The organism is Thermococcus sp. SY098 (assembly GCF_035621495.1).
Lineage (GTDB): Archaea > Methanobacteriota_B > Thermococci > Thermococcales > Thermococcaceae > Thermococcus_B.
Genome location: NZ_CP141821.1, coordinates 31070 through 50976 on the forward strand (window position 1 = coordinate 31070; position 19907 = coordinate 50976).

Sequence of the window (19907 nt, forward strand, 5' to 3'; positions counted from 1 at the left end):
CATATCTAAAAAGTTTAGAATGAATCAGCGATTAATCTCAAGCGATAGAATCTTCGACTTCTTCGTCGCGGCATCCACAGCTTTCATTATCGCCGTTCTTACCCTACTGTCTTCAAGCTCAAAAATCCCATCTATCGTTGTTCCTCCTGGGGTTATCACCATATCTCTAATTTGAGCTGGGTGTAAATTTGTCTCCAAGAGAAGCTTTGCTGTGCCCAGAAGGGTCTGAGCAGCTGCGAGTAGGGCGATATCTCTTGGTAATCCAACTTTTAAACCTCCATATATGAGGGACTCTAAAAAGACGGAGGCATAAGCTGGTCCAGAGCCGCTCAGACCTGTTATTGCGTCCATGTATTCCTCTTCAATTTTAATGCATTTTCCAAAGGTTTCAAAAATCTCCTCGACGAGCTTTATTTCTTCATCGCTCAGGTCATTTGTGGCATAAGCTGTGAACGATTCTCTTACAAGAATTGCTATATTTGGCATAGCTCTAACAAACTTTGCATTCGCTAATTCTTTGAGGACTTTCAGTGGAATACCAGCGGCAAATGAGATGACAATTTTCCCTTTAACTACTTCTCTAATTTCTTCAAGAACTTTTCTAACTTTGTTCGGCTTTACAGTGAGTATAATGATATCTGCTACTTCGGCTGCAGCCTTATTGTCCTTCATGAGCTTAACGCCATGTTTTTCGAGCCATCTGACCTTCTCAATTCTTCTCCTTGTGGCTATAACTTCATATTTCTCTGAGAGTGCTTTGGCAACGGCACTTCCAACTGTTCCAGCCCCGATTACAGCTATTTTCATTTTATCACCCCTAACCTATAAGATAGCTCTGCATTTAGAATTGAACCTCCAGCAGCTCCTCTAACTAAATTGTGTCCTAAAGTGACGTATTTGAACTTTTTCTCCCCGATTTTTTCTAATCTTCCAACTGTAACTGTCATTCCATTACCGAGTTCTCTGTGAAGTTTTGGCTGGGGAATTTCCCTATAAACGATTGGTTTTGCGTATGAAGGAAGTTTAAGCTTTTTCAATGGATCAAAGGAGTCAAAAGCTTTTCTAAGTTCTTCAACACTGATGTCTTCACTAAGTTCAACGAAAGCTGCCTCTGTGTGTCCATGAGATACTGGAACCCTCGTTGTAATGGCCGATATCTCAAAGTCAAAGCCAAGGATTTTCCTTGATTCATTCTCGATTTTCCACTCCTCTTTTTCAATGTAAGGGATTACGTTGTCAAAGATCTGCAGGGCCGATAAGCCCTTAAATCCAGCCCCACTTATTGCCTGCATCGTTGCAACGTTAACCTTTTTGAGCCTGAATTCTGAAAGAACTTTCAGTGAAAGCACTAAAATGGCTGTGGAACAGTTTGGGTTTGTAACTATAAACCCTTCCCACCCTCTTTGCTCTTGCTGAAATTCGATAAGCTTTAACTGGTCCGCGTTGACCTCTGGAACCAAAATGGGTACATCGTCTTCATATCTATGGGATGAAGCGTTGCTGAACACGGGAATTTTCTCGGCAAGCCTTTCCTCAACTTTACCGGCTATTGAAGAGGGCAAAGCTGAGAAGACTAAGTCCACGTCTGGATTCTTTAGGAAATCTTCCAAGCTCTCTACCTCCATATCCCCAATATCATCACCGACCCATTCTGCAATCTCTTTGTATCTCTTTCCCTTTGATCTTTCCGAGGCCACTAAGCGCTCTATTTTAAACCAGGGATGGTTTTCTAAGAGCCTCACAAACGTCTGTCCAACTAAACCTGTAGCACCTAAAATTGCAACCTCCATCAGAGAACCTCCTTAAACGCTTCCAAACTCGGCTCTATCGGCTCCGGAAGCTTGAAGTTCTCAATAATTATGTTCGGGTCTTTCAGTCCATGCCCTGTTGTAATTAAAACATAACTTTCATCCGGTTCAATCAGACTAAGTTCTTTCAGCTTAATCAGACCTGCCAAAGAAGAGGCTGAGGCTGGCTCGACAAAAATTCCCTCCTTTGATGCGAGCAGTTTTTGGGCTTTCAGGATTTCTTCATCACTCACGCTTTCAAACAATCCGCCTGATTCTTCAACGGCATTCCATGCTTTTTTCCAATTTGCTGGGTTCCCAATCCTTATGGCTGTTGCTACGGTTTCAGGCTTCTCCTCGGGTTTGAACTCTCTTCTCTCCTTCCATGCTTTAGCCAGTGGAGATGCCCCCTCAGCCTGAATACCAATCATTTTTGGCAGCTTATCTATAAATCCTGCCTCGTAAAGCTCCTTGAAACCCTTCCAGATTGCCGAAATGTTACCAGCATTTCCTACGGGCAGAATAACGTTATCTGGAACAGAGTCAAGCTGGTCAAATATCTCAAAAGCTATCGTTTTCTGTCCCTCGAGGCGGAACGGGTTTATAGAGTTGAGCATGTAAACTCCCAATTCCCTGCTTGCCTCCACTACAACCCTCAAAGCATCGTCAAAGTTTCCCCTGACTGGAACAACTTTTGCACCATAAACTATCGCTTGAGCAAGCTTTCCTAAGGCTATCTTTCCGCTTGGTACTAAAACGTAGCTCTTTATCCCGGCTTTTGCTGAATATGCAGCCAAAGATGCTGAAGTATTCCCCGTTGAGGCGCATATAACCTTGTCTATACCCAGCTCAATTGCCTTTGAGACACCGACCGTCATTCCCCTGTCCTTGAAAGAACCCGTTGGATTTGCACCTTCGTTCTTGACGTAAAGCTCTCTCATCTCAAGCTCTTTCTGAAGGTTTTCCAGACGATAGAGGGGTGTCCCTCCTTCCTTGAGAGAGACTCTTTTTTCAACTGGAATAAAGCTCTTGTACTTCCAGAGTGTTATGTTTTTTCCATCAAAAACATTTTCAACTTCATCCAAATCGATGACTGCCTCCAGTAAGCCGCCACATTCACATCTATATCTAACTTCATCATCTGGGTATTCTTTGCCGCACTCTATACATCTGAGCATTTCGCTCCTCCTCCAACTTTGGTTATGAAATATTCTGCACTAATTCCCTCATTCTCAAAAGCTTCAACCATGGCCTTTCCAATATCCCTTAAATCCTCCCCCAAAGCAAACATTGCTGGACCCGAACCGGACAAAGAAACACCATAAGCTCCGCTTTCCAATGCAGCTCTTCTAACATTATCGAACCATGGTATGAGCGGTTTCCTGTAAGGAATAGCTAAGTAGTCATCCAGAAGTTTTCCAGCTTTTTCTATATCGCCTTCTTTCAAAGCTGAAATTAAGGCACTTGCAAGGGCTAAATTTCTGACAGCATCGCTTAGGGGAACATATTTTGGTAACACTGCTCTTGCTCTTTTTGTGCTAACTTCAACTTTTGGAAGAACTATGACCAGTTTAAAGCTGACATCGAGTTTAAACACTTCAAGAGGTGAGAGGGATTTTAATATTGTAAATCCACCAAAGAGTGAGGGAACAATGTTGTCTCCATGGGCACTTCCAGATGCAGCTTTTTCTCCCTCAAGAGCAGCCTTTATTATGAGTTCCCTGTTTTCAACTCCAAGGAGCTTTGCTAATGCTAATGCTCCACCTAAAGCTGATGCTCCAGAACTTCCAAGCCCGCTTTTGGGTCTTATTCCCTTTATAATCTTCATCTTAAAGCCCATCTCTGCTTTAAGCGTCTTCAAGAGTGCAAGGGCAGATATCGAAGCAACGTTCTTTTCTGGATTTTCTGGTACGTTAAATCCCTCAACTTTTACTTCAATTTCATCGCTTTCTTTGATTTTGATGACATCCCTTGGTTCATCAAGGCACAAACCAAACACATCAAACCCTGGCCCAAAGTTCGCTATCGTTGCTGGTGCTGAGACTTTCATTTAAGACCACCTCATGGATCTCGTTTAAAGCAGCTTCAAGATTGTCTCTTTCAACGAGAAAGCATACAAAATTCCTGCCATGTTCGACAATGGGATATTCTACATCAACATAAGAAGTTCCAACAACTCCTATCTCTGCAGTATCTCTGAAAGTTCTGTAGGTTATTATTGGCATTTTAAAGCTGATATCCGAAACCAATGTTCCCAATCTCCATTCACTTGTCTTTCCAAGGATTAGTGGAACTCTATCTTTTATCGGTTCAATTGTTCTCTCATGTAATGCCTTCATTCCAAGTCTCGAAGCTATTAAAGCCTCTTCGTAGGATATAAATGGGATAATTCTGGCATTTTTGACTATCCTTGGATCGGCGGTGTAGATTCCTTTAACATCACTCATTATTAAGACAGCCCTAGCATTCAGCAGATATCCCAAAACTGAGGCGGTGTAATCACTTCCCCCTCTTCCCAGTGTAGTTCTGATGCCGTTAAAACTCCCAAGAAATCCTGTAACAACTGGAATCCTACCTTTTTTTAGTAGACGCTCTATTGTCCAAATATTGCCTTTTGTTTTTTCCAAATCAACTCGGGCGTTGCCAAAGTTTCCATCCGTTTCTATTAGATAAAAAGCATCAACTGGAGAGCTTTTGATCCCTTCATCTTCTAAGGCTTTTGAAAAAATCTTTACTGACAGTCTTTCCCCAAATGATAGGACATGATCCACATACGCCTTTCTGTTTGGGAATCTCTTCTCGTTTTTCAGGATAAATCTAAGTTCTTTGATTTCATCTTCAATACTTAGCTCGATTCCAAGCTTTTCAATTGCCCTTAAGTGTGTTTCTTTGAGCTCTTCAAGAATTTCTGGACTCTTGGTTTCTGCTAACTTCAATAGTAAATCTGTAACACCCTTTAATGCGGATAGAACAATTACAACTTCATTACCCTCATGAAACTTTTGAACGAGCCCTAATGCTTCACTAAAAGAGTCTCTAACCGAACTTCCACCAAATTTAATAACTACCCTTGACTTAGCGGAGAGTTTGTAAATCACCGATAGTGCATCACCTTATCCGTAGAGTTTTTAATATGCCTATAAATTTTTTCGAAAATTTTTTGTCTTTTTGTCGAAATTTGCAAAATTCGCCTGAAAATGATTGTCAAAATGACATGTTTTGATGAGATAATCTTTATGATAGTTCAACTAACTGCGGTTTAAAATACCATAATGATAAGCTGGCTGGCTTTTCCTGACCAAAAATTTAAATAGTAATAAAGAGTCTTCAAAGCTTGGTGATGGTGATGCCCCGCCAATATCTGTAACCCAAAACCCGGAAATTAAAAGAGACGAGTTAGTTGTTTTTAGAAAGCTCTTTTTAAGGGCTTTGAATGAAAATCAGATGCTAATTCTAAGGAGCATAAACGGAAAGCATCGTTCCCTAAATGCCCTTTTGGAGGAAATAAGCAGAGACACCAAGAAGCCCATTTCAACATTAAAGCTCAATGCCAGGATTCTGAAAGAGCTCGGCTTAATTGACTACGGCGAAAAGAACAATCCCAAGCCCGTTGAACTGACAAAGCATGGAAAGCTTGTTCTAAAAATTCTTGAGGTGATAGAATGAGCGAAAGCTTGGTTCACTTGATCTTAAGTGACAAGCTCAAAGGGATGCTCTCGGAAGTGAACAACTTCCACCTCAACTCCTCTGTAACGTGCCTTGAGATTTTAAAGGTAGTGATAGCAAAGAAAAGAGAAAATGACATAATAATCCTAAGCAAAGGACACTCAGCGCCAGCATTTTATGTAATCCTTTCAGAGCTCGGACTTTTAAGTGAAGATGAGCTGAAAAGCTTTGCCAATTTAGATGGACTGCCGAGCCACGTTATCAGGGGTTTTCCATTCATTGAGGTCTCAAGCGGTTCATTGGGACAGGGATTGTCAGTTGCCAACGGAATTGCACTGGCATCAAAGCTTGAAGGAGAAGAAAGAAATGTTTACGTGATCTTAGGCGATGGAGAACTGGATGAAGGGCAAATTTGGGAAGCAGCAATGACTTCTTCGCATTATAAGCTTGACAATGTTATAGCCATTGTCGATAGAAACTTTAGGCAGTTAACAGGGAAAACAGAGGAGATAATGTCAAAGGAACCCTTAGCAGAGAAATGGAAATCCTTTGGATGGGAAGTGTTTGAGGTTGAAAACAATGCCGAGAAACTCCTAAAGTTGCTCTTTAAGCTCGACAAAGTAAAGGGAAAGCCAAAAGTGATAATAGCTAAATGGGAGTGAAAGGCTATGGGTAAAATCATCGAGAGCTTTAGGGAAGCCTTTGGAAGAGCTTTAGTTGAGATAGGAAAGGAGAACGAAAAAGTTGTAGTCCTGGACGCGGATGTAAAGGGTTCGACGAAAACGATTTACTTTAAAAAAGCCTTTCCTGGTAGATTCTTCCAGATAGGCATAAGTGAGCAGGATTTAATTTCAACGGCGGCAGGGTTTGCAATAGCTGGTAAAATCCCAGTGGCTTCTGCTTTTGCAGCTTTTATGATGAGAGCATGGGAGCAGATAAGAAACACAGTGGCAAGGGATAACTTAAACGTCAAAATTGTTACGACCCATTCGGGTTTTTCCGATTTCATGGATGGCTCATCGCATCAATGCTTAGAGGACATAGCTTTGATGAGGGTTCTGCCGAATATGAAAGTCCTCGTGCCGGCGGATGCCTATGCAACCAGAGTTCTCCTTAAGCAGATGGTTGAAAGCGAAGGACCCTTTTACATGCGTCTGGGAAGGGATTACACGGTAAAGGTTTACGATGGGGAAGAGCTTGAAGTTGGTAAGGCAGAAATCTTGGGGGAAGGAGAGGATGTTTTTTTGATTGCCTGTGGATTCATGGTTTCGGTGGCTTTAGAAGTCGCTGAAAAGCTTAAAGACCTGAGCGTTGGAGTGGCGGATTTTCACACGATAAAGCCCCTTGATGAGAATACTCTCCTCAAAATAGCCAAAAAAGCCAGCTTAATAGTCACCCTGGAAGAGCACAGCATCTTTGGAGGGCTTGGAGGGGCTGTAGTGGAAGTTTTGAGCGAAAGGATGCCAAAGAGGGTCATTAGAATTGGAGCAGGAGAATTTGGCAGAAGCTCGAGGGACTACTTAGCGTTACTGGATTTCTACGGCTTAAGTGCAGAAAAAGTTGCAAAGAGAATAGTTGAGGCAGTTGAAAAACTGTAAAATGCCGGAAGGTGATTTGATGTTTAAATTCAGCAAAGAATACAAAGCTAAGACCGTTGTTAAAGTTAATGGGGTCAAATTTGGAGAAGGATTTACCATAATCGCTGGACCGTGTTCCGTCGAATCGGAAGAGCAGATAATGAGAACTGCAGAATTTTTGAGCGAGCTTGGAGTTAAAGTCCTAAGAGGAGGAACATTCAAGCCCAGAACTTCCCCCTACTCCTTCCAAGGGCACGGGGAAAAAGCCTTGAGATGGCTCAAAAAAGCAGGGGAAGAGTTTGGCTTAGTTACGGTCAGCGAAGTTATGGATACAAGGAAAGTTGAACTTGTGTCTAAATACGTTGATATCCTGCAAATCGGGACAAGAAACGCTCAAAACTTTGACCTTCTGAAAGAGGTCGGCAAAAGGGATAAGCCGGTCATTTTAAAGAGAGGTTTTGCCAACACGATCCAAGAATGGCTCTATTCGGCGGAATACCTCTTAGCTGAGGGAAATGAAAACGTTATTCTTTGCGAGAGGGGCATTAGAACATTTGAAACATCAACACGCTTTACCCTTGACATCTCAGCTGTTCCAGTCGTTAAAGAGCTGTCTCATCTTCCAATAATAGTTGACCCTTCCCACGCCGCTGGAAAGAGGAGCTTAGTTAAACCCTTAGCCAAAGCAGCGTTTGCCGTCGGAGCGGACGGAATTATGGTTGAGGTTCATCCAGAGCCCGAGAAAGCACTATCAGATTCAAAGCAGCAACTGAACTTCGATGAGTTCAAAGAACTCTTGGAGGACTTGAGAAAATGGGGATTATAATCGAGAAGGGTGGCATTAAAAAGCTAAAAAGCATTGTTGATGAGATTTCTCCTTACAAAACCGTCATAATAACCAACACAACCCTCGAAAAACTTTGGTTAGATAAGATTTTGGATCAAATAAGCGCTATTCCAATTGTCATCCCCGATGGGGAGGGGTTCAAAAGCCTCGAGACAGCCCAGCAGATGTGGAAAAAGCTAATTGAAATTGGCTTCACAAGAAAATCTTTGATAATTGGGCTTGGCGGTGGGGTTATAACAGATTTAGCTGCTTTTGTAGCTTCTACTTTTATGAGGGGGACCTATTTGGGCTTAATTCCAACGACCCTTTTAGCTCAAGTTGATGCCGCTATAGGGGGGAAGACTGGGGTAAACTTTGAAGGCAAAAACATAATTGGAACTTTTTACCTGCCCAACTTTGTTCTAATTGATCCAGAAACCCTAAAAACGCTCCCCAAGGTTGAAATATTGAACGGCTTTGGCGAGGTCGTTAAGTACGGGATTCTTGATTCAAGAGCCTACAAGAAGCTCAAGTCTTTTAGGAAAATCGATGAAGGGCTGATTAGAGAATGCGTAAACGTAAAGCTCAGAATCGTTGAAAAGGACTTAAGGGAAAGCGGGAAGAGAAGAATTTTGAATTTAGGCCACACCGTTGGGCATGCAATAGAGAAAGTTTCAAATTACAGGATAAAGCATGGCTTTGCCGTCGCTATCGGCTTGATGGCAAGCGCACTAATAGCGGAAAAGATTAGCGGTTTCGATTCTGGAAAAGTCGAGGAGCTGTTGGATAAGTTTAGCCTCCCAAAGAAGCACAACTTTAAACCAAAAGAGCTTTTGAAAGCCATGAAAATAGATAAAAAAGCTTGGTACGGGAGATTAGTTTTCATACTTCCAGAGGATATTGGGAAAGTTACCATAAGGGAAGTTGATGAAAAAGTGGTTTTAGATGTTCTCGAGGTGATAAGAGATGATAGCAGGGACAATTAAAGCAAAAAGCATTGATGAAGTAATTAGAATCATTGAAAAAGATACAGCTGATCTTTATGAGCTCAGAGTTGATGCCATGGAAAGCTTTGAGGGAATTGAAAAGCTGAAGCCCTTTGCTGAGAAGCTGATAATCACAGTGCGTTCTAAGGAGGAGGGGGGATTCAGAGAGATTGGGGATGAAGAGAGGCTGAAACTTTTCGAAGGGTTCATGGGGATTAACCCAGCGTTCGTTGATGTTGAGTTCAAATCAAAGATCGCTGAAGATGTAATAAGATTGGCGGGAGAGAAGGGAGTTGGGGTTATCGTTTCATATCACGATTTTGAGAAAACGCCGAGCTTTAAAGAACTCAAAGCACTCCTGGAGGAAATGAAAAAGCTCAAAGCTGACATCATAAAAATAGTCACCTTTGCCAAGCACCACATTGACAATGTAAGGATTGTAAGGCTCTATGAATACGAAAAAAACCTCATTGCTTTTTGCATGGGTGAAAAGGGGAAGATTTCAAGAGCTTTCAGCTTGGTTTTAAGCCCATTTACTTATGCTTCTCTGGACGAAGCAGCTGCACCCGGACAGCTGAGCGTTGAAGATATGAAGCTGCTTTTGGCTCTCATTGGTGATGGAAATGATTGACGCCAAAACGAAGCTCTATGGGTTAATCGGGAAGCCCGTTGAGCACTCGCTAAGTCCAGTTATCCACAACGCCTTATTCAAAAAATACAACATCAACGCGGTTTATTTAGCCTTTGAAGTTGATGATTTAGATTCAGCGGTTAAAGGGGTTAGAGCTCTTGGGATTTCTGGATTGAATGTTACAATGCCCTACAAAGAGCAAATTTTAGAGTTTTTAGATGAGCTTTCCGAAGAAGCCAGAGCGATTGGAAGCGTGAATACAGTAGTAAACAGAGAAGGGAAACTTGTTGGATACAACACTGACGGCATTGGTGCGTTAAAAGCTCTAAAGCGTTTTACAAAAGTTGGGGAAAAAAGAATTCTGCTTCTGGGGGCTGGAGGTGCCGGAAAGGCAATAGCTTACACTCTCTCCAGGTTAGCCAAAGTCGTCGTGCTTAACAGAACTGAGAGAAAAGCGAAAGAGCTTGAAAAGTTTGGCGTCAAAGGGGAGAAGCTGAGCAAAGAGAGCTTGGAGCATTACTTAAGCTGGGCTGATATCGTGATAAATGCCACATCTCTTGGCATGAACGAAGATAAGAGTCCAATTCCAAAGGAGCTTTTGAGAGAAAATTTGGTTGTTTTTGATATCGTTTACTCTCCCTTGGAAACCAAGCTCTTAAGGGAAGCCAGAGAAATTGGCTGTTTGACTATTGACGGCTTGTGGATGCTAATCTACCAAGGAGCGGAGAGCTTTAAGCTGTGGACTGGAGTCAAGCCAGACGTTGAGTTCATGCGTAAAGTTGCCTTGGAGGCGCTTAAAAGTGAAAGGCAAAGCATTTAGCGCGGTAACGGTAATCAACGCCTTTGCCACTGGAAAGGGAGGAGCAATTGGAATAGATTTGAAGGTTAGCGTTAGGGTTAAGCTAACTGATGAAGGAATTAGCGGGAAAATCTTTGTTAGAGGGGAAAAGTTTGAGGATTTTTCGTTAGTTAAAGCAGTTTTGGAGACAATTAAAGATAAATTCGGCTTGGATTTTGGTGTTAAAGTTAAGATAGATTCGGAAATTCCAGTTGGAAAGGGCTTGAAGAGCAGTTCTGCAGTGGCAAATGCCCTAACAGATGCAATCTTAAAAGAGCTTAAAATTGAGTTGCCTGATATTGAAGTTGTTAGGCTCGGCGTTGAAGCCGCTAAGAGAGCTGGTGTAACTTTAACGGGAGCATTTGACGATGCTTGTGCCTCTTATTTTGGAGGTTTGTGTTTGACGGACAACTTGAAGCTTGAGCTCTTGAAGAGGGAGGAAGTGGGAAAAATTCCAGTAGTTTTGCTAATTCCCCAAGAAACTCTCCTGACGTCAAGTTTAAAGAACAAAAACTTCAAAGTCCTCGCTCCATACGTTGGAGAAGCCTTTAAGTTGGCACTAAGAGGAGAGTGGAAAAAAGCTTTGCTTTTAAACGGGCTGATATATGGGTCTTTCTTGGGATACAATCTCGAACCCATTGCTGAGGCTCTAAGAGCTGGAATGGTTGCCGGACTTTCAGGAAAAGGTCCTGCAATGTTTGCAATAACTGAAGAGCCCGAAAAAATTGTAGAAACTTGGAGAGACTATGGGGAAGTTTTAACAACAAGGCTGAGGTGAGCTGATGATAGAAATCACGCCGATAAAAACTTTGGATGGAAAAATTAAAGCGCCTCCCTCAAAGAGCTACACTCATAGAGCACTATTTTTAGGATTGCTTTCGGAAGGGAAAACAAAGATAGAGAATCCACTAATCTGCACTGATACACTTGCAACGCTAAACGCTGTGAGAGCATTTGGAGCCAAAGCAGATTGGAACTTTGTCGAAAGCTCTGGAGAAGTTAAGCCAGCCAAAATTAACGCTTTTGAATCAGGAACAACCGCGAGATTGGCCATAGGGATCAGTGCCTTAGCAGATGGAGAAAGCGTGATAGACGGAAAAGGATCTTTAAGGAGACGCCCCATGGAACCTTTACTTAAAGCTTTAAGTGATTTAGGTGTAAAAACTCAATCAAATGGGTTTTTACCAGTAAGGGTTTTTGGTGGGGAGATAAGAGAGGATTACGTAAGAGTTGATGGAAGCATTTCATCACAGTTCATCACCGCCCTGCTCTTCTTGGCAGCTAAAGTTGGGCTGAGCATAGAGGTGCTAAACCCAGTTTCAAAGCCTTACCTTGAGATAACGCTTAGAATGCTAAAGTGTGCCAATGTTAAGGTTGAAAGAAATGATGGCATTTTCCACGTTTATCAGGGTATAAAAGCTGAGCATTTCTCAATTCCCGGTGATTACTCCTCGGCTTCATTCTTTTTAGTGGCTGGAGCAATATTCGGTAAGGTTAGGGTTGAGGGATTGGATAAAGATGATGTTCAGGCCGATAAAGTGATAGTTGAACTCTTGAGGGAGTTTGGGGCAAAAGTAAGAACGGGCAAAGACTACGTTGAAGTTGAGAGAGACGAATTAGTAGGTCAGGAAGTTGACTGCAGGGATTTTCCTGACCTCTTTCCAATTTTAGCTGTTTTAGGAGCCTACTCAGAAGGAAGAACGGTTTTGAGAGCAAAGCATTTGCGCTACAAAGAGAGCGACAGGATAAGGACTATGACGTTGAACTTGGCAAAGATGGGTGCAAGAGTAAAAGAACTCAACGATGGTCTGATAATAAGCAAGAGCGAGCTTAGAGGTGCCAGATTGAATCCGCAAAATGACCACAGGATTGCGATGGCATTAACAATTGCCGCTTTAGGTGCAAGAGGGAAAAGCCTCATCTTAAACGAGAGATGCGTCGAAAAGTCCTATCCGAACTTCTTTGAGGATTTAAGGGGGTTGGTCAGCCAATGATGGGAAAAATGCTCAGATTTTCGCTCTTCGGCGAGAGCCATGGAAGAGTTATTGGGGTTTTAATTGAAGGAGTTCCACCAGGAATTAAAGTCAACTCAGAGAAGATGAAAGCTGAGCTTGAGAGGAGAAAGGGCATTAAAAGATTCTCAACTAAAAGAAGGGAGGAGGACAAGCCAGTAATCCTCTCGGGGGTCTTCAACGGCTTTACGACCGGTTCCCCTATAGCTGTAATCATTGAGAACAGAGATGTTAATTCATCCTATTATGAGGAAATAAAAAACACTCCACGGCCCGGACACAGTGATTACACAGCTAAAATCAAGTATTTTGGATTCAACGATTACAGAGGGGGTGGATTTTTCTCCGGCAGGTTGACAGCTGGAATAGTAATAGCCGGCTACTTTGCGAAGGAGATTTTAGCAAAAGCTGGAATAGAAGTGAAAGCTTACATAAAATCCATTGGAAAGATAAAAGCAAAGGATTTGAGCCTTGAAGAAATCTTTATCTCAAAAAACAGCTTTTGTCCAGATGAAGAAGCGTTTCAAAAAATGCTCGAAGAAATGGAGAGGGCAAGGAAAGAGGGAGACAGCGTCGGAGGTGTTGTGGAAGTTGTTGCTATAAACGTTCCTCCTGGCATTGGCGGTCCTTATGATGAAGATTTGGAAGGGGATTTAGCTAAAGCCTTCTTTGCAATTCCAGCTGTCAAAGGGGTTGAATTTGGTTTAGGCTTTAAGATAGCCGAGCTTAGAGGAAGTGAGGCAAACGATCCCTTTGTTGTCAAAGATGGGAAAATTATGACAGAGACCAACAACTGCGGCGGCATTTTGGGAGGAATAAGCAATGGAATGCCAATAGTTGCGAGAATTGCATTCAAACCAACACCTTCCATTTATATTCCACAAAGAACGGTTGACTTGAAGAAGATGAAAGAAACCGAGATAAAGCTCAGAGGTCGCTTTGATTCCTGCATAGTGCCAAAAGCTCTGCCAGTTGTTGAATCCATGATGGCGCTGGTTTTAGCAGACCATTTGCTGAGGTGGTTGAGTTGGAAAGGCTTCATGAGCTTAGGAAAAGGATAGATGAGATTGATAAACAAATAATTGAGCTCTTGGAGGAGAGGGTTAGGATTGCTGAGGAAATAGGAGAAATAAAGAAAGAGTTAAACTTGCCCATAACGGATGAAAAGAGAGAGGAAGAAGTCCTTAAAAAAGCCGGCAAGTTTAGGGAAGTCTTCGAGAAGATAGTGGAGGTTTGTAAGGATGTTCAACGTTTATGAATTTTTTAACAAAATATCATCGCTTAATCCTAAGATAAGATTAGATGCAGGACAGCCAGATATAAAGGTGGATGAAAGGATAATAGAAGAGGCCATGAGCTCTTTAAAGAGAAGTGAAACGGGCTATACTAAAACCCCCGGCTTAGATGAGCTTAGGGAAAAGATAGCAGAGGTTGAGGGCGTGGAAAAGGAGAATGTAATAGTCGGCAACGGTTCAAAGATTTTAATTGCTTCGCAAATCTTAAGGGCTAAGAGGATAGGAATAATTTCCCCTCACTGGCAGGCTTATGAGAGCACAGCTAAAATGTTCGGAAAAGAGCTCAAAATTTTTAAAACTTCCCTTGAAGAAAGCTGGGAGCCAAGGATAGAAAGCTTAAATGTTGACTTACTCATCTTAAACTATCCAAACAATCCAACGGGAAAAATTCTACCAAGGGAAAAGCTTAAAGAAATCCTTGAGATCGCTGAGGATGAAAATGTAAAAGTTTTAGCCGATGAAATTTACTCTGATATAACTTTTAAACCCTTTACACCAGCGAGGGAACTTTATGACAATGTTGTAAGCGTTAAAGGCTTCTCAAAGCTTTTCTCCATGACGGGATTTAGATTAGGATATGCAATAGCACAAAGGGAGGATATTAAAGCTATGCAGAAGTTTCTTGAAGTAACAACAACTTGTGCTCCAATATTTATCCAAAGGGCTGGAGTTAAAGCGCTGGAAATTAGGGAGGAGATCAAAAAGAGGGTTGTAAGGATCTACGAGGAGAGAACAAGACTTGCTTCAAGAATCCTGAAAGGGACATTTGAATTTTACAAGCCCGATGGTACGTTTTACCTCTTTGTTAAAACAGGGGTTGATGGGCTTAGCTTTGCCGAGAAGCTTTTGGAAAAGGGTGTTTCTGTTTTTCCAGGAATAGCCTTTGGAGATTATGGAGATTTTATCAGAATTTCGTTGGTAAGTTCGAGGCTTGAAGAAGGACTCAAAATAATTAAGGAGGTTAAGCTATGCGCATCGGAATAATCGGCTATGGAAAAATGGGGAAGCTGTTTGCCAAAGAGTTCAGCAAAAAGCATGAAGTTGGAATTTACTCAAACCATGCAGAAAAGAGTGAGTTTAAGCTGTTTGGCTCAATAGAGGAGCTTTTTAAATGGGCAGATGTGATTATTGCTGCAAAATCTCTTGAAGAGACCCCTCAAGTTTTAGAAACGCTCGCAAAACTGAGTGAGAAAAGCGAGGGGAAAGTTATTTTTGACATCTCGACATTCAAGAGAGATGTGATAGAGATTTACAAAAGATTTCCGGAGAGCGTTAAGGTTTGCAGTGTTCATCCGATGTTTGGTGCTGGAGCTAAGAGCTTCGAAGGGAGAAGGTTCATAGTAATTCCAGTTGAGGGAAGGGAAGAGGATATAACTCCAGTGATAAATCTTTTCAAGCAATTTAAAGCCGAAGTCTTCATTGCAGATGCAAAGACTCACGATGAAATGATGAAACTTGTCATTGGGATTCCGTATTTCATTGGCGTCTCATTCCTGAGCTTTCTCTCGGAATTTGAAGGAGTTGAAAACTTCGGAGGCACATCATTTGAGTATTTAGCCACTTATGCAAAGGCTGTGCTCAATGACTCACCGGAGTTTATTAAAGAGGTTTTGGAGTTCTCAAAGGATAAAATTAGAGAATTCCTCAGATTTGCTGAAAAAGGAGAATTTGATATTGAAATGCTGAGGAAGAAGTTTGAACATGAAATTAAGGAGAGCTATAAGAGATTTTACAAAGTGTTAAGCGAAACATGATTAAACTGACAAATTCCGTCTAAATGACATTATCTCTCCGAAAAACTTTTTATCGCTTAAGGATTTCAAAAGGGAGTGTTGAAAATGGAGAAGATAGCATTCATAGACGTTGAAGGGACTTTGGCTGACTTTGAGTTCTGGAATGAGATAGCGAATTACGTAGAGAATGGAGACGAGATTAGGGCTTTACTTTATCTTGGACTTGCGGGAAAAATTAATTGGCTTCAGGGGTTCTTGATGAGAATTGATCTAATTAGAGGGCTCAAGATTTCTACAGTCAAAAAAGTCTCTAAGAAGTTTAAACTTAAAAATAGGGTAATAAAAACAATTTCTTACCTCAAACAAGATGGGTTTAAGGTTATTCTTATAAGTGGAATGTTTAAGGAGGTTATTGGAAAAGAACTCTCAAAATCAAAAGCAGATATAATTTCAAACAGTTTAATAGTCAAAAATGGTATCGTCGTTGGAGCAAATTTAAATTTTATTGACAAAGGAAGCGTTGTTAAAAGATATCGGCGTCAAAACGTATTTGTGTTGGCTGTTGGTGACGGAGCAAATGATTTGCCGATGTTTAGATGGGCTGACATTAAAATATGCATTGGGGATAATCCAGTTCTTAGAAGAGAATCTGATTTTTGCATTAATGATTTCACTGAGATTATTAATGTGATTTAAATTGTCTTTTTACTATTGTGATTGTTAATGCAGAGCTAAAAAGTTCATAAAAGAGACTGCAAAAATTCATTCACGTCCTTGATATCTCTACCCACCATAAGGAAGTTGAAATCTTTTCCGTAAGCTTTTTTGTAATTCTTCACAAGCAGTTCGTCGTTTATTGTATCCCCAATGTAAACTCCTTCTTCGCCTTTTGTGAGATGCCAGAGGGCTTTTGGATCAGGCTTGACATAGAGTTCTCTTGTCACAGCATTTTTGAAGTGAAACCCAACTATTTTCTCCGCCAACTCAAGCTCTAAGGCACTCCTCCCTGTTATAACCCCAAGCTTAAATCTTTCGTTGGCTTTTTCTAAGAGCCCTTTTTTCACTATTGGCTTTTCCTTCTTCCAAAGCCCCTCAAAGTCGAAAGCTCTCTCTTTGTAGTGTTCACCAAGGTAGAATGTGTTGAAAATTCTCTCAATGGTTTTAGGATCTATTACTACTCCAAACTGCTTTCTAACCCAACTTATTCCTTCTCCGGCTGGAAAGTTTTGCACAAAGCTCCTTAGGTCTCCAGTCAAGACTCCGATTATCAAAGCTTCACTAACTTTGAAGTCATCTCCAAATGCTCCTTTCCTTCGTAGAGCCCTTATCAAATCTAATTCGACTTCAATGCTTTTGCCGAGCTTTTTTAGGAAGTACTCAACTGTCAGCTTTGTTGCCAGGTCGTAGCTCTCGCTCACGTCAATTAAAACGCCGTCAACGTCAAATATCAACCACACTTATTTAACCCCCGTTAAAGCCAAATTCTTTTTATTGGAATCTTATCAAAGTCTTCATCTTCTGTCACTATTGCTTGAATCCCGTTGTTCTCTATTACAGCCAGATGAATGGCATCGGAAGGTTTCAGATTGTATCTCAAAATGTTCTCCTTTGCTTTAAGGTACTCCATGAGTCCAATTGGAAGAACCTCAACGTAGGGAATTATAATCTCATTAAGCATGTCGATTGTTTCAGAATAAGACACTTTGTATTTCTTCTTTGAGATATGTATAACCTCATCAAGAACGAGAACGTCTGTGTAGAGCTTGTTGCCAGTTATAAGTTGCTTGTAAAGGGCGTCAATTTTTTCTGCAAGACTATCTGGCACATCAACGTTGAGATAGATGATGAAGCTGGCATCAAGAAATATCCTCATCAAACTCATCCTCCAAGTCCATGTTCCTCAGGTCGCCAAGCTTGGCTTGGATTCCAACTCCTTTCATCATCTTCCTTCTTTCTTTGAGCTTTTCCATTAGTGTTTTAACATCAGCTGGGGCTTTGATTACTAACCCTTTATCAGTTGGTTCAATTATTACTTCACCACCCTCTTTAATTCCGTAGGCTTCCCTGAATACCTTTGGGATAACTATCTGTCCCTTGGGTCCAACTTTGAGTCTGATACTAACCATCAGTATCACCATGTTATACTTATGGTTTTACTATTTAAAACCTTTCGATAAACTCCTTTAATGCTTTAATAAACTCGTCGTTTTCCTCTCTCTTGCCGATGGTAACTCTTATGTGTCCTTTCAATCGTCCACCGAGCTTTCTCACCACGATGCCTTTCTCAAGAAGGAATTCATAGGCATCTAAGCTCATGAGTAAAAAGTTTGCCTCGCTTGGGTAAGCGTAACCTTTGAATTCTTTATAGATGCGCTCACGCTCCTTAATTATGTAATTAACTCTTTCCATAACTACATCATAGTGATTCAGCATGACTTTTGCCGTGATCATTGTTAAGGAGTTGAGGCTGAATGGAGATTTAATTCTGTAGAAAGCATTGATAATCTCTTTATCTGCCAAGAGGTAACCTACCCTTGCTCCGGCCAAACTGAAAGCCTTTGAAAATGTTCTCAAAATTATGAGGTTTTCGTATTCATCAAGCAGATCAATACAGCTCTTTCCTGAAAATTCTGCATAGGCTTCATCCAGAACAACCGTAACACCGGTATCGAGGACTTTGAGTATCTCCTCCCTTGGCTGGGTATTACCTGTTGGATTATTTGGAGAGGTTATGAAAACAATGCTTGCTCTTTTAGCTTTCTCTGCGATCATATCGCCGTTTATGGTAAAGCTTTCGTCCAGAGGTACTTCTACGACGGGAATTTCATTCAGCCTTGCATAGAAATAGTACATACCAAAAGTCGGAGGTGTTGTAACTATGTAGTCCCCTTTAAAAAGTCTGGTCAAATAGCTCAGAAGTTCATCTCCTCCGTTTCCTACGGCAACATTCTCTGGACTGAGCCCATAAAACTCCGCTATAGCCTCCCTCAGAGGCATGGCTGTTATGTGGGGGTAGCGATTGAAGGGGGTTTTCCTGAGCTCTTCAAAAATCTCTTCTTTTATTTCTGGCGGCAAGTCAAAGGGATTCTCGTTCTTGTCGAGCCAAATTTTGTAGTTACCCTCCAAAACCCTGTAAGGCTCAAAACTTTTAATTAATTCTCGAATCTTCACTTTCTCCGCCTCCTCAATTCCTCCATAACTTCCCCTAAGCTTATTTCATTGTAGGCAAGCAAAACCAGCAAATGATAAAGCAAATCGGCAGTCTCGTAGATTATTCTCTCCCTTCTTTCAGCGACTAAAACCTCAATTGACTCCTCTCCAAACTTCTTGTAGATCTTTTCCTTCCCCTCTTTGAACAGCCTTGACGTGTAAGAATCTTCTTTTGGATTCTCTTTCCGCTGCTTTATCAGCTCTTCAAGCTCCCTCAAAATTGTCAGCGAGTAATCTATTCCACCAACGGCTTTTTCAGGCTCTCCTAACTTTCTGTAAAAGCATGAATAATTGCCAGTGTGGCATGCAACACCAACTTGCTCAACAATTAAAAGCAAAGCGTCATTGTCGCAGTCTATCCTAATCTCCTTTACTTTTTGAACGTTTCCGCTCACTTCCCCTTTCATCCTAATTCTCTTTTGACTCCTTGAATAGTAGTGGGCATAACCCGTTTCAAGCGTCTTCATTAAAGCTTCTTTGTTCATGTAGGCTAATGTTAGGACTTCTCCTTTTGTATCCTGGACAACTACCGGAACAATTCCATTGTTCTTCTCCCAGTTGACTTTTTCAATGAGCTCCTTCATTTTCATCACTCCAGTCTTATAGGAATGCCCTTCTTAGCAAGATAGTCTTTCAGCTCTCTAACCGTGTACTTTCCATAGTGGAATATCGAAGCTGCCAAAGCTGCCTCAGCACCTATTTTAAATGCTTCATAAAAGTGCTCCGGACTTCCAGCACCACCGGAGGCTATAACTGGAATATCCACGGCTTCAACGATCGATTTAGTCAGCGGAATATCAAAGCCTTGCTGAGTTCCATCTGTGTCCATTGATGTCAGGAGTATTTCTCCAGCACCTAAGCACTCAACTTCCTTTGCCCACTCTATAGCATCAAGTCCTCTTGCTTTTCTTCCCCCGTGAGTGTATACCTCCCAAAACTTGCCATTCCACTTTGCATCAATCGCTATGACCAAATTCGCACTCCCAACAACTTTTGCCGCTTCGCTTACGAGCTTGGGATTGTCAACTGCCGCTGTATTTAGGAAAACCTTATCAGCACCGCTTTTGATGATCTCCCTTATCTCTTCGACGCTTCTAATTCCTCCACCAACTGTAAATGGGACATAGATCTCTTCAGCTATTCTCTTAACTAAATCGAGGAGGATTTTTCTTTTTTCGTAAGAGGCAGTGATATCTAAGAAAACTATCTCGTCTATTCCTTCTTCCTCATAGCGCTTCGCTAATTCTATTGGATCCCCAGCATCTCTGATGTTTTGAAACTTTATTCCCTTGACCACTCTACCCTCCTTTATATCTAAAGCCGCGATGATTCTTTTGGCAAGCATC

General features: G+C 41.5%; 25 protein-coding genes. 14 read left to right on the plus strand and 11 right to left on the minus strand.

Translation table 11 applies throughout. From position 1 onward, the window contains the following. Positions 1-24: 24 nt before the first annotated feature. From proC to VFC49_RS00170, 5 genes are read right to left on the minus strand one after another with little or no spacing between them, the layout of a single operon-like run. Positions 25-807, minus strand: coding sequence for a pyrroline-5-carboxylate reductase (proC, locus tag VFC49_RS00150; protein WP_324735652.1), 783 nt, complete (start codon positions 805-807; stop codon positions 25-27). Then, complete coding sequence (gene asd, locus VFC49_RS00155) at positions 804-1790, minus strand: aspartate-semialdehyde dehydrogenase (protein ID WP_324735653.1); 987 nt, start codon at positions 1788-1790, stop codon at positions 804-806. Before asd ends, proC begins: the two co-directional genes overlap by 4 nt. Further along, entirely contained in the window at positions 1790-2965 is a 1176-nt protein-coding gene (thrC, locus tag VFC49_RS00160; protein ID WP_324735654.1) for a threonine synthase, read from the minus strand. The genes asd and thrC overlap by 1 nt, the downstream gene beginning before the upstream one ends. Further along, positions 2950-3837, minus strand: a complete 888-nt coding sequence (locus tag VFC49_RS00165) for a homoserine kinase (protein ID WP_324735655.1) — start codon at positions 3835-3837, stop codon at positions 2950-2952. The genes thrC and VFC49_RS00165 overlap by 16 nt, the downstream gene beginning before the upstream one ends. Next, positions 3788-4885, minus strand: coding sequence for an aspartate kinase (locus VFC49_RS00170; protein ID WP_324735656.1), 1098 nt, complete (start codon positions 4883-4885; stop codon positions 3788-3790). The genes VFC49_RS00165 and VFC49_RS00170 overlap by 50 nt, the downstream gene beginning before the upstream one ends. Positions 4886-5144: 259 nt before the next feature. Here VFC49_RS00170 and VFC49_RS00175 point away from each other — a divergent pair, with 259 nt between their 5' ends. The 14 genes from VFC49_RS00175 to VFC49_RS00240 all read left to right on the plus strand — a co-directional run bounded on the left by VFC49_RS00175 (position 5145) and on the right by VFC49_RS00240 (position 16047). Next, positions 5145-5453 carry a hypothetical protein gene (locus VFC49_RS00175; protein ID WP_420719639.1) on the plus strand — a complete coding sequence of 103 codons (309 nt, stop codon included), beginning with the start codon at positions 5145-5147 and terminating at the stop codon, positions 5451-5453. Continuing rightward, positions 5450-6115, plus strand: coding sequence for a 1-deoxy-D-xylulose-5-phosphate synthase N-terminal domain-containing protein (locus tag VFC49_RS00180; protein WP_324735657.1), 666 nt, complete (start codon positions 5450-5452; stop codon positions 6113-6115). Before VFC49_RS00175 ends, VFC49_RS00180 begins: the two co-directional genes overlap by 4 nt. A 6-nt stretch (positions 6116-6121) precedes the next feature. Continuing rightward, positions 6122-7051, plus strand: coding sequence for a transketolase family protein (locus tag VFC49_RS00185; protein WP_324735658.1), 930 nt, complete (start codon positions 6122-6124; stop codon positions 7049-7051). A gap of 19 nt (positions 7052-7070) precedes the next feature. Continuing rightward, entirely contained in the window at positions 7071-7856 is a 786-nt protein-coding gene (gene aroF / locus VFC49_RS00190) for a 3-deoxy-7-phosphoheptulonate synthase (protein ID WP_324735659.1), read from the plus strand. Further along, on the plus strand, positions 7844-8842 hold the full coding sequence (aroB, locus tag VFC49_RS00195; protein WP_324735660.1) for a 3-dehydroquinate synthase: 999 nt from the start codon (positions 7844-7846) through the stop codon (positions 8840-8842). Before aroF ends, aroB begins: the two co-directional genes overlap by 13 nt. Then, the gene (aroD, locus tag VFC49_RS00200) at positions 8823-9473 is read left to right on the plus strand and encodes a type I 3-dehydroquinate dehydratase (RefSeq protein WP_324735661.1); all 651 of its coding nucleotides are present in this window, start codon (positions 8823-8825) and stop codon (positions 9471-9473) included. The genes aroB and aroD overlap by 20 nt, the downstream gene beginning before the upstream one ends. Beyond that, positions 9466-10293 (plus strand): shikimate dehydrogenase, encoded by an 828-nt coding sequence (locus VFC49_RS00205; protein ID WP_324736772.1) that lies wholly within the window; start codon positions 9466-9468, stop codon positions 10291-10293. The genes aroD and VFC49_RS00205 overlap by 8 nt, the downstream gene beginning before the upstream one ends. Next, on the plus strand, positions 10274-11089 hold the full coding sequence (locus tag VFC49_RS00210) for a shikimate kinase (protein WP_324735662.1): 816 nt from the start codon (positions 10274-10276) through the stop codon (positions 11087-11089). Before VFC49_RS00205 ends, VFC49_RS00210 begins: the two co-directional genes overlap by 20 nt. A 4-nt stretch (positions 11090-11093) precedes the next feature. Next, on the plus strand, positions 11094-12305 hold the full coding sequence (gene aroA / locus VFC49_RS00215; protein WP_324735663.1) for a 3-phosphoshikimate 1-carboxyvinyltransferase: 1212 nt from the start codon (positions 11094-11096) through the stop codon (positions 12303-12305). Beyond that, on the plus strand, positions 12302-13384 hold the full coding sequence (gene aroC, locus VFC49_RS00220) for a chorismate synthase (RefSeq protein WP_324735664.1): 1083 nt from the start codon (positions 12302-12304) through the stop codon (positions 13382-13384). The genes aroA and aroC overlap by 4 nt, the downstream gene beginning before the upstream one ends. Beyond that, the gene (locus VFC49_RS00225) at positions 13342-13581 is read left to right on the plus strand and encodes a chorismate mutase (RefSeq protein ID WP_324735665.1); all 240 of its coding nucleotides are present in this window, start codon (positions 13342-13344) and stop codon (positions 13579-13581) included. Before aroC ends, VFC49_RS00225 begins: the two co-directional genes overlap by 43 nt. After that, positions 13565-14602 (plus strand): pyridoxal phosphate-dependent aminotransferase, encoded by a 1038-nt coding sequence (locus VFC49_RS00230; protein ID WP_324735666.1) that lies wholly within the window; start codon positions 13565-13567, stop codon positions 14600-14602. Before VFC49_RS00225 ends, VFC49_RS00230 begins: the two co-directional genes overlap by 17 nt. Continuing rightward, entirely contained in the window at positions 14587-15372 is a 786-nt protein-coding gene (locus tag VFC49_RS00235; RefSeq protein WP_324735667.1) for a prephenate dehydrogenase, read from the plus strand. The genes VFC49_RS00230 and VFC49_RS00235 overlap by 16 nt, the downstream gene beginning before the upstream one ends. Before the next feature lie 84 nt (positions 15373-15456). Beyond that, on the plus strand, positions 15457-16047 hold the full coding sequence (locus tag VFC49_RS00240) for an HAD-IB family phosphatase (protein WP_324736773.1): 591 nt from the start codon (positions 15457-15459) through the stop codon (positions 16045-16047). Positions 16048-16091: 44 nt separating this feature from the next. On the opposite strand, the gene VFC49_RS00245 is transcribed toward VFC49_RS00240, so the two are convergent. Genes VFC49_RS00245 through hisF form a run of 6 tightly spaced genes read right to left on the minus strand, consistent with a single transcriptional unit; the run spans position 16092 to position 19906 of the window. Beyond that, on the minus strand, positions 16092-16808 hold the full coding sequence (locus VFC49_RS00245; protein ID WP_324735668.1) for a hydrolase: 717 nt from the start codon (positions 16806-16808) through the stop codon (positions 16092-16094). A 14-nt stretch (positions 16809-16822) separates the two neighbouring features. Then, on the minus strand, positions 16823-17224 hold the full coding sequence (locus VFC49_RS00250; protein ID WP_324735669.1) for a type II toxin-antitoxin system VapC family toxin: 402 nt from the start codon (positions 17222-17224) through the stop codon (positions 16823-16825). After that, a complete protein-coding gene (locus VFC49_RS00255) occupies positions 17208-17489 on the minus strand; it encodes an AbrB/MazE/SpoVT family DNA-binding domain-containing protein (RefSeq protein ID WP_324735670.1) in 282 nt (93 codons plus the stop codon). The genes VFC49_RS00250 and VFC49_RS00255 overlap by 17 nt, the downstream gene beginning before the upstream one ends. A gap of 22 nt (positions 17490-17511) precedes the next feature. Beyond that, entirely contained in the window at positions 17512-18522 is a 1011-nt protein-coding gene (gene hisC / locus VFC49_RS00260; protein ID WP_324735671.1) for a histidinol-phosphate transaminase, read from the minus strand. Next, the gene (gene hisIE / locus VFC49_RS00265) at positions 18519-19145 is read right to left on the minus strand and encodes a bifunctional phosphoribosyl-AMP cyclohydrolase/phosphoribosyl-ATP diphosphatase HisIE (RefSeq protein WP_420719618.1); all 627 of its coding nucleotides are present in this window, start codon (positions 19143-19145) and stop codon (positions 18519-18521) included. Before hisIE ends, hisC begins: the two co-directional genes overlap by 4 nt. A gap of 5 nt (positions 19146-19150) precedes the next feature. Further along, a complete protein-coding gene (gene hisF, locus VFC49_RS00270; RefSeq protein ID WP_324735673.1) occupies positions 19151-19906 on the minus strand; it encodes an imidazole glycerol phosphate synthase subunit HisF in 756 nt (251 codons plus the stop codon). Position 19907 lies beyond the last annotated feature (1 nt).